At 60.4% G+C, this 8,636-nt stretch carries 10 protein-coding genes and 1 pseudogene; 7 read left to right on the top strand and 4 right to left on the bottom strand.

Going from position 1 to position 8,636, the window contains the following annotated elements:
- Positions 1-35: 35 nt before the first annotated feature.
- Positions 36-725, bottom strand: coding sequence for a hypothetical protein (locus tag IWX85_RS19605; RefSeq protein ID WP_196870902.1), 690 nt, complete (start codon positions 723-725; stop codon positions 36-38).
- 90 nt (positions 726-815) lie between these two features.
- Between IWX85_RS19605 and IWX85_RS19600 the strand changes: the two genes are divergently transcribed.
- The 4 genes from IWX85_RS19600 (at position 816) to IWX85_RS19590 (ending at position 2,615) form a co-directional block, all read left to right on the top strand.
- Positions 816-1,325: a hypothetical protein gene (locus IWX85_RS19600; RefSeq protein WP_196870901.1), complete on the top strand. Its 510-nt coding sequence runs from the start codon at positions 816-818 to the stop codon at positions 1,323-1,325.
- Positions 1,326-1,539: 214 nt separating this feature from the next.
- Positions 1,540-1,800 (top strand): hypothetical protein, encoded by a 261-nt coding sequence (locus tag IWX85_RS20655; RefSeq protein ID WP_231380042.1) that lies wholly within the window; start codon positions 1,540-1,542, stop codon positions 1,798-1,800.
- Positions 1,801-1,947: 147 nt separating this feature from the next.
- Positions 1,948-2,202, top strand: coding sequence for a plasmid stabilization protein (locus IWX85_RS19595; RefSeq protein ID WP_036803879.1), 255 nt, complete (start codon positions 1,948-1,950; stop codon positions 2,200-2,202).
- Positions 2,199-2,615, top strand: coding sequence for a type II toxin-antitoxin system VapC family toxin (locus IWX85_RS19590; protein ID WP_036803881.1), 417 nt, complete (start codon positions 2,199-2,201; stop codon positions 2,613-2,615). Before IWX85_RS19595 ends, IWX85_RS19590 begins: the two co-directional genes overlap by 4 nt.
- A 220-nt stretch (positions 2,616-2,835) precedes the next feature.
- Here IWX85_RS19590 and IWX85_RS19585 read toward each other — a convergent pair whose 3' ends face one another.
- From IWX85_RS19585 to IWX85_RS19575, 3 genes are all read right to left on the bottom strand, one after another.
- Positions 2,836-3,330, bottom strand: a complete 495-nt coding sequence (locus tag IWX85_RS19585) for a GNAT family N-acetyltransferase (RefSeq protein WP_196870900.1) — start codon at positions 3,328-3,330, stop codon at positions 2,836-2,838.
- Between the two features lie 5 nt (positions 3,331-3,335).
- Positions 3,336-3,614, bottom strand: coding sequence for a DUF1778 domain-containing protein (locus tag IWX85_RS19580; protein WP_036803885.1), 279 nt, complete (start codon positions 3,612-3,614; stop codon positions 3,336-3,338).
- A 144-nt stretch (positions 3,615-3,758) separates the two neighbouring features.
- Positions 3,759-4,268 (bottom strand): hypothetical protein, encoded by a 510-nt coding sequence (locus IWX85_RS19575; RefSeq protein ID WP_196870899.1) that lies wholly within the window; start codon positions 4,266-4,268, stop codon positions 3,759-3,761.
- A gap of 509 nt (positions 4,269-4,777) precedes the next feature.
- Here IWX85_RS19575 and IWX85_RS19570 point away from each other — a divergent pair.
- The 3 genes and pseudogenes from IWX85_RS19570 to IWX85_RS19560 all read left to right on the top strand — a co-directional run.
- Complete coding sequence (locus IWX85_RS19570) at positions 4,778-5,599, top strand: alpha/beta fold hydrolase (RefSeq protein WP_196870898.1); 822 nt, start codon at positions 4,778-4,780, stop codon at positions 5,597-5,599.
- Between the two features lie 53 nt (positions 5,600-5,652).
- Complete coding sequence (locus IWX85_RS19565; RefSeq protein WP_196870897.1) at positions 5,653-6,462, top strand: redoxin family protein; 810 nt, start codon at positions 5,653-5,655, stop codon at positions 6,460-6,462.
- A gap of 375 nt (positions 6,463-6,837) precedes the next feature.
- Positions 6,838-8,544: pseudogene (locus tag IWX85_RS19560) on the top strand (Tn3 family transposase); the annotation flags it as partial.
- Positions 8,545-8,636 lie beyond the last annotated feature (92 nt).

Below are 8,636 nucleotides of genomic sequence, written 5' to 3'. Positions count from 1 at the left end.
TCAGCGTTCACGCGCCCGGAATCGGTCCCCGCGAGCTACTCATTCCAGCGTTCACGTTCACTGGAATGGCTGTTCACGTTCGCCCGGAATACCCACCGCTGCAATCCGCGCCCGGCCAGGGTGCGGAAAAACGACTCGATGAACGGCCGGTCATCCTTGCTGCGGCGCTGCGCAAAGCCCACGCTGGGATCGAGCAGTGAAGAGCCGACCACACCGTGCAGCTTGTCCTTGACGCAGGCGCACGTCTCGGCCCGCGCCCCATCGACGCTGGTCTCGTTCCAGCACAAGCCGACGTAGCGTTCATGGTGCCCGCTGGGCAGCGCCGCATCATCGCAGTAAGCTTGCGGCCCAAAGGTCAGCTCCTTGCGGCTCCAGGGGAGCAGTGCATTTTTGATCGCCCGCATGACGTCTTCCTTGCTGACTTCAAACCGCAGGCTCAGGTGGTAGCCAATCACTGCCCGGGAGACCACGTCCAGGAGAACGATGACCCAAAGCCGGTGGACCAGGCGCGGACTCCAGCCGCCGCCTGGCTGGGGAATCATGACCACAAAGCGCCCGTCGAGTTTGTGGGCATCCATCTCGACGCGCTCAAAGGGATTTTGGACCGGGCGGTCAATGCCATCGCCCGACACCATCTTCTTCTCCAGCTGGGGGCCGCCGACAATGCGGGCTGCCTTGACAGGGTTGGCGTTCAGGACGCTGTCAGCGTATCTGCAAAGGGTCATGTAGCCCATGGACTTCACCGTGAACGGCCATTCGTTGCGCGTCTCGTATCCCAGCGCACGCAGCTCCTTGAGAAACCAAGCCCAAAGCGCATGTCGCGGGCGCCGTATTTCACCCAGTCGCAGATCCGGGCACGTCTTGATGATTTGCTTGTTCAGCTGCTTTGTGAATTCGGGCTCCTGTTGGAGCAATGCGACAAGTGCGCCAACGACGCCACGCCCATTCGCATCCGCGCGTACTTTGATTCGTCGCTGGTATTTGACAATATGAACGCTCGGAACGAGCGCTCGCCACCCATAAATGCGCCCGTCGGGATGCGGATGCATGCACCGCTCGCGAATCATGCGATTCAGAAAACGCGCATGAATGCCAGTGGCCGTGTAGACCGAGTCGCTGGCTGCCCCTTGCAGGTAAAGAACAACCGCCTCCTTGCGCTTGAGAAATCGGTCAAGGTCACGGCTGCAGAGCGTCCCCACATCTGGCTCAGGCCAGCTGCCGAGGGAAAAGTCTTCTCTGTCGGTAATTCCCTTGAGGTTTCTGCCAATGAAAACTTCTTTGACCATGGCTTGTGTCGCCCCGCAAAAAATGCTCACCCATGGTGAACTCGTTCATTTTAGGTACGGTTTTATGTGAAATTCCACGCGGAGAACGTTATTGTGTGAAAGAACTTCACACAATTTAGCGATCGGATTTTTGGGAATGCAAGGAAATCAACGGCTTGCGCTTGCCCTGCTGGGAACAGTTTTATGTGAATGAACGGCAACCGTTCAGACAACTAAATTTGACCCTACTTTGCAACTAAACCTGGTCCTACTTTTGACCGAACCCACCGCAGGTCTTCCACGCGGTATAAAACCGCGCTCAGCAACGGCCAAACCACACCGTCTGGCCTTTGTGGTACCCATGCCCGGGCGCCATCACGGGTCAAAATTGCTTGAAAATGCCAGCAAGGGCCAGAATTACTTGCAATTTGATCGACTGGAATTGTCGCTATGGCAACCTCAAGTTGATTCATTCATCAAATTGACGGCTCCTGTGCGGGTTGATTTATGGGTTTTCTTGAGATTGCCCGGTTAAAAGCACGGGTTTCGACCCATGGCAGGGGCGCGCCTGAAAACACTTGCTTGGCGACATGCCAACGCTTGCAAAGTTTGCATTCAATTAAGTACAATGAATGCATTGAATGCATTGAATGCATTGAATGCAATTTTATGAGGTGACACCATGGCTATGCTAACGGTACGCAATCTGCCCGACGATGTGCATCGCGCATTAAGGATGCAGGCCGCGCTTCACGGGCGCAGCACCGAAGCCGAGGTTCGGGAAATCCTGGCCATCGCCGTCAAGCCCGAAGCGCGCGTTCGACTGGGCGAAGCGCTTGCAGCGTTGAGCCGCGATATTGGCTTGACGAACGAGGATTTCGAGGTGTTTGAGCGAGTCCGCGACACGGCGCCGGCCATGCCGCTGGGGTTTGAATGATCGTCCTCGATACCAACGTTATTTCTGAAGCAATGAAGCCCGAGCCGCACCCGGCCGTGCGTGCCTGGCTGAACGCACAAGCTGCTCCAACGCTGTACCTGTCCAGTGTGACGCTGGCCGAGCTGCTGTTTGGCATCGCGGCGCTGCCCACCGGCAAGCGAAAGGACATGCTGACCAAGGCGCTGGATGGTCTGCTGGAACTGTTTCGGGATCGGGTGCTGCCGTTTGACACCGAAGCGGCCTGGCGCTATGCCGAGCTGGCCGTGCTGGCCAGAACTAGCGGGCGAGGATTTCCAACGCCTGACGGCTACATCGCCGCGATCGCGGCCTCGCGCGGCTTCATCGTGGCCTCACGCGACACAGCACCTTTCCAGGCGGCCGGCGTTCCCATCATCAATCCGTGGGAGGCTTGAACTGGGCGTGAATGAATTTTGCCTTAACACGCGGGCGCGTCTTAACGATATTCTTTTAAGAATGTATTAACGCGGCAAATCAATCCGACCATCATGCTGCGCAAGGTTGCCCAAAAAGGGCACTTATCCTTGCAACAACCATCAACAGTCCCCCAAGGAAAGAAAAAAGAGGCGCTTACGCGCTTAACTCCGAACAGCCTGTTTGGCAGTCCAGCCGTTTTCAATGCCGGTGCAGCGCCTGGGCTGTGGCCAGCGGCAGGAACAAGGTCATGGGCTGGCTGGGCAGGGCGATCAAGCCGTGGTGCCTGTAGAACGCTGCGGCAGCTGCATCCTTGGCATCGACCACCAGGGCATAGGCGGCAATTTCCGCGCGCAGGGCGCGTGCCAAAGCATCGGCCAGCAAGGCGCCGCCCAGACCCTGACCCTTGAACGCCTGGTCCACGGCCAGGCGGCCCATGCGCACGGCCGGCACCGTCGGGTAACGGGGGAGCTTTTTACCCAGGTCCTCGGGCAACTGGGACAGCAGCAGGGCGGTAGAGGCCAGGGTGTAAAACCCGGCGATGCGCCCGTCCAGGCTGAGCGCCACGTAGCAGGCGGTCACGCGGCGCCGGACATCTTGCGAAACCTGCTGGAAAAAGTAGCGGTTGAGCGGCTCGGAGGCGCAGTCGAACGCGGTGCGGTCATGCCTGCTGTCGAGCAGGACTATCTCGAACAATGGCGTCACTGCGCGCCCAGGAGCCTGCGCCGGCGCTCAAAGGCGCGCTGCAAGGCTGGCGCAGGCTCTGGCGGGGACAGCAGCGCCTGCGCAAAGCATTCCTGGTCAGCCAGCGACAGGCGAATGATCTCGGCCTGCTCGATGGCCCGCTGCGCGGCTTCCTGCACGGCGCTGACGACGAAGTCCGTCATGGTGCGCCCTTCGAGCTCGGCGGCCCGCTTGAGCGTGGCGTGCAGGTCCACACTGATCCTGGCTTCCAGGCGTGCGGTGGTGGCTGTGGCCATGGCAAGCTCCTCAAAACCAAAAATTATACGGCAAGTTGCCGTACAAATAGAGAATTGACATCTTTCCCTAAAGCCCAAGGAGGGCGGTTGTGGCAGCCGGGGTTGCGTTCCTGCCCTTTTCTCATCCAAACAAATTCGTCAGCTTCACTTTTTGGTTTTCGGCATCCAAAAATAAACTTGTTCGATTTCTGCCCCGAACGTCGGTTTTTCAGCTGAACGGACGATGCAATATTGATTTCCAGTTTTTGTGTCTGTGTGCTGTTCCCAGCCAGGCAGCTTGCAGCCAGCCACTTTGGCGCCGTCAGTCGATCCCGCCCAGCCCGCCCGCTCACGCACAGCTGCAAGCTCAGCGCCGATTTTCTTTGTTGCCACTTCAACAGCCGCAGCCACCGCAGCAGCAGACCCGGACTCCGCCACCGTTGCCCGGTTTGCTGCTGCCTGGGTCGCCAGATGGGCTGCACCGACTTCCTGGCAGTACGGCCCGTCGAAGTTTTTGTAGGGCTTGTCAGGCCCATCTTGATGCTGCCCACCATTATTGGAGTCGGTCCACGCAACTTGACGGCCGTCCGGAGCGTGCTCAAGCACTTGGCCCACGCAGTCTTCGTCCACACGGTCCACCAATTGGCCGATGTTGCCGCCGACGATCACGCCCAAGGTACCCCCGTCAATAATGGCTGCCGTATTTCCCCGGCCTCCACCAATCTGCGACCCGACTGTCACTAGCGAAACACCCGATGATCGTCACCGTCGACAGCGCCAACCGCATGACCGGCATCACCGTAAACCTGCCTGGCTTTGTGGAAGGGTCATGCGGGCACTGACGCGGGTGTACTTGCTGACATGTCTCTGCGCGCTGCGCTGACAAGCTGCTTTCCCCTTGGTCCCGCATAGTAACTTTCAAAGAGCGAGTGCGCGCAATGCCCGTGTCGCGCCTGTGAAAACTAATCTCATGCCTGAATCGACTGCTTTTTCAAATTCATGGTTGCCCAGTGCGCCGAGTTGGGCCTTGGCGACCATTGCACGCGTGATAACTGTGGTCGCTCTGACTGCCTGTGTATGACGCTGATTCTGCATCTGTTGTTCGGGGCGGTGCTGGGCTTGGTCTACGGCGCACTGAAGCGCAGCATCAACAGGCAATCGTTCCAAGTCAATAAGGAGACGTCATGCAGAGCCATACCCGCGACATCAACCATATTCGCATGACGTGGAGTGAGCAGGGCGAAGGTTTGCCTGTTGTGCTCGTCCACGGGATTCCGACCTCACCGGCATTGTGGCGCCATGTCGTACCGCGGCTGCCGGGCGCGCGCTGTATTGCTTGGGAGATGGTCGGTTACGGCACATCTCGCTTGCAGGGTCGAGGCCGCGACATTTCCGTTGCGAAGCAGGCGGAATACCTGGCGGCGTTCCTGGACGCTATGGGGATTGCCCGCGCGGTGTTTGCCGGGCACGATCTTGGCGGCGGCGTTGTGCAGATTCTCGCGGTGCGCCGTCCGGAACTTTGCGCCGGGCTGATGCTGACCAACGCCATTGGCTATGACTCTTGGCCAATCCCGAGCGTGAAGGCTCTGCAGATGGCCAGCGGTCTTGTCCGTCGTCTGCCGGCTTTCGCCCTCCATCCCGTACTGATGCTGCTGATGCTGCGCGGTCACGACACCAGTACCCAGGCCAAAGAGGCCATGCGCACACATGGGCCGCACTACGCGTCCCGCTTCGGCCCGGACGCGTTCGCGCGGCAGGTCGAATCGCTTGACGTCCAGGACACGATGGCGGTCAGGGACGGGTTGCGGCAGCTCGCAGTGCCGGCACGCATCGTGTGGGGCGAGGCCGACCCATTCCAGAAGATCGAGTATGGCGAGCGCTTTTCACGCGATCTTGGCGCGCCGCTCTACCGCATCCCGGGCGGTAAGCACTTCACGCCCGAAGATCACCCCGAGGCCGTTGCCGGCGCCATCCGCGAACTGGTCGCCGAAGCGTCCTCGAAATAATTTTAATAGCCCAGGCCCCAGGCCCCAGGCCCCAAGCACCAAAGGAGAGCTTCATGACATCTGCGACCGACTACCTGTATGACCATGTGACACGAAAAGTTCTTATGGAGGACATGCCGTTTGGCGAGCAAGCTCCCCGACCGGGTGATCGGCTGCCCCCATTCGATCTGCCATCAGTCGATGGCGGGCGAATCAACACTGCTGATATCTTCGGTCGCAAACCGCTGCTGCTCATCACCGGCTCCTATTCCTGTCCCATGACTGCGAGCTCGGATCCTGTCCTCAAGCAATTCCATCACGAGTTCAGCCGCGACATTGATTTCGTCATGCTCCACGTCCGCGAAGCACATCCCGGCGAGCACCGCGAGCAATCCAGAAGCTTCGAGGAGAAACTCGAACATGCCCAGGCGCTGAAGGCGCGCGACCAACTGCCCTGGCCGATCGCGGTAGACGATCCGCAGGGGACGGTTCATCGCGCGCTCGATGAGAAGCCTAACGCCGTCTGGCTCACCGATCGCGATGGCGTGATCGTGTACCGCGCCCTCTGGGCCGGCGACGACAAAGGGCTGGAGCAGGCGCTCGACGCCGTAATCCGCGGTGTGGCGCCGCCCCAGCAGGAAAGCCGGCGACGACTCGCGCCGATGGCGATGGGTGTGGGCAAAATGCGTGAGATGACCCTTCAGTCCGGGCCCCGCGCCACCCACGATATGTGGCGCGCCGCGCCACCGATGGCGGCGATGGCCTGGCTGGCCGACCTGTATCGGCCGCTGCCGCCCAAGTGGCGTACGATCGCCGCGGTCGCGACGCTCGGCATTGCAGTTACTGCAGTTGCCACTGCTGCAGGACGGCGTCGCAACCGCTGAGCCATATTCCTTTTAAACGCACTGAATTTGCGTCACGCTAAGTATGTTTAGTTTTTTTAAACTGGTCAAAGCCTGCCATTGTCCTCGTCTGGGCGCGCTCGGATCGGAGCGGATATAACTGGAATAAGGTTTACACGCTCTGCGTTCGATCCTGCCCCACTCCTTGCGGCTTCCCCGCTTTCTGTGAGCCGCAAGGCGCCATAACGGTGCGTTTATGATAATTTGCGTTGTGCCGTCAACATACCCTACGTGTAGAGACTTGCGTTTGAAAAACGGCTGGCCTGCATTCAGCGCATTTTGGGGCCAGGATCAACTGCGTCTATCGACCCCCTCGGGCCAGGATTAACTGCAACTGAGCCTGCATTTGATGGCACATTGCAGACCGACAAGGGCGTCGTGCTGGCTGCCAGTGTGCTGGATACATTGCGCCAGCAGCACATCATCATTCCGGCGCTGGATGTTGTCGAGCGCATCTGTGCCGGGGCCATTACGCAGGCCAACCGGCGCATTTATGCCGCCCTGACCGACACACTGTCTGACGACTATCGTCAGCGCCTGGAGAATCTTCTCAAGCGCAAGAACGACAGCAAGCTCACCTGGCTGGCGTGGCTGTGCCTGTCGCCTCTCAAGCCGAACTCGCGGCACATGCTGGAGCATATCGAGCGCCTCAAGGCCTGGCAGGCGCTGAACCTGCCCGCCGGCATCGAGCGGCAGGTCCACCAGAACAGGCTGCTCAAAATCGCCCGCGAGGGCGCCCAGATGACGCCGGCCGATCTGGCCAGGTTCGAGCCGCAGCGGCGCTATGCAACCCTGGTTGCGCTGGCCGTGGAGGGCATGGCCACCGTCACCGACGAGATCATTGACCTGCACGACCGCATCATCGGCAAGCTGTTCAATGCGGCCAAACGCAAGCATCAGCAGCACTTCCAAGCGTGCGGCAAGGCCATCAACGACAAGGTTCGCCTGTACGGGTGCATCGGTCAGGCGCTGGTGCAAGCCAGGCAAGGCGGTGGCGACCCCTTCGCGGCCATCGAATCGGTCATGCCGTGGGACGCGTTCACGGCCAGCGTGACGGAGGCGCAAAAGCTCGCGCAGCCCGAGAGTTTTGACTTCCTGCCGCGTATCGCCGAAGGCTACACCATGCTGCGCCGCTACGCGCCGCAGTTCCTGGACGTGCTCAAGCTGCGGGCGGCACCCAGCGCCAGGGGCCTGCTTGACGCCATTGAGGTGCTGCGGGCGATGAACACCGACAACACCCGCAAGGTGCCGGCCGATGCGCCAACCGCATTCGTCAAGCCGCGCTGGGCCCGACTGGTTCACATCAGCGAGGGCATCGACCGGCGTTACTACGAGCTGTGCGCGCTGTCGGAGCTCAAGAACGCGCTGCGCTCGGGCGATGTTTGGGTGCAGGGCTCGCGCCAGTTCAAGGACTTTGACGAGTACCTGGTGCCCGCCGAGAAATTCGCCAGCCTCAAGCTGACCAGTCAATTGCCGCTGGCCGTGACCACCGACTGCGAGCAGTACCTGCAAGAGCGCTTGTCCCTGCTGGAGCAGCAGTTGGCCAAGGTTAACGCCCTGGCCGCTGTCAACGGCCTGCCCGATGCCACCATCAGCACTGCGTCAGGCTTGAAAATCACGCCGCTGGACGCCGTGCTGCCCGATACGGCGCAGGCCTTGATTGATCGGGCCGCGATGCTGCTGCCGCGCGTGAAGATCACCGACATGCTGATGGAGGTGGACGACTGGACCGGTTTCACCGGCCACTTCACGCACCTTAAGACAGGAGAGCGCGCCAAGGACAAAACCTTGCTGCTCACGACCATCCTGGCCGATGCGATCAATCTCGGATTGACCAAAATGGCCGAGTCTTGCCCCGGCACGACCCATGCCAGGCTGTCGTGGCTGCAGGCCTGGCACATCCGGGACGAGACCTACGGCGCGGCGCTGGCCGAGTTGGTCAACACGCAGCTGCGCCAACCCCTGGCAGCCCACTGGGGCGATGGCAGCACCTCGTCGTCGGATGGCCAGCGCTTTCGCGCCGGCGGCCGGGCCGAGAGCACCGGTCACGTCAACCCCAAGTACCCCCGGGTGTCAGAATTGTTGTCGCATCCAATTCTTTGATGGCTAACTGCCCGACAGCTTCATTTCATGACCAGAACACCGCATTCACATCA

Origin of the sequence: Polaromonas sp. CG_9.11 (genome assembly GCF_015752225.1) — a bacterium.
In the GTDB taxonomy this organism is placed as follows: Bacteria; Pseudomonadota; Gammaproteobacteria; order Burkholderiales; family Burkholderiaceae_C; genus Polaromonas.
Note: the sequence above shows the minus strand (reverse complement) of the source record. Positions and strands in the feature narration are given on the sequence as shown.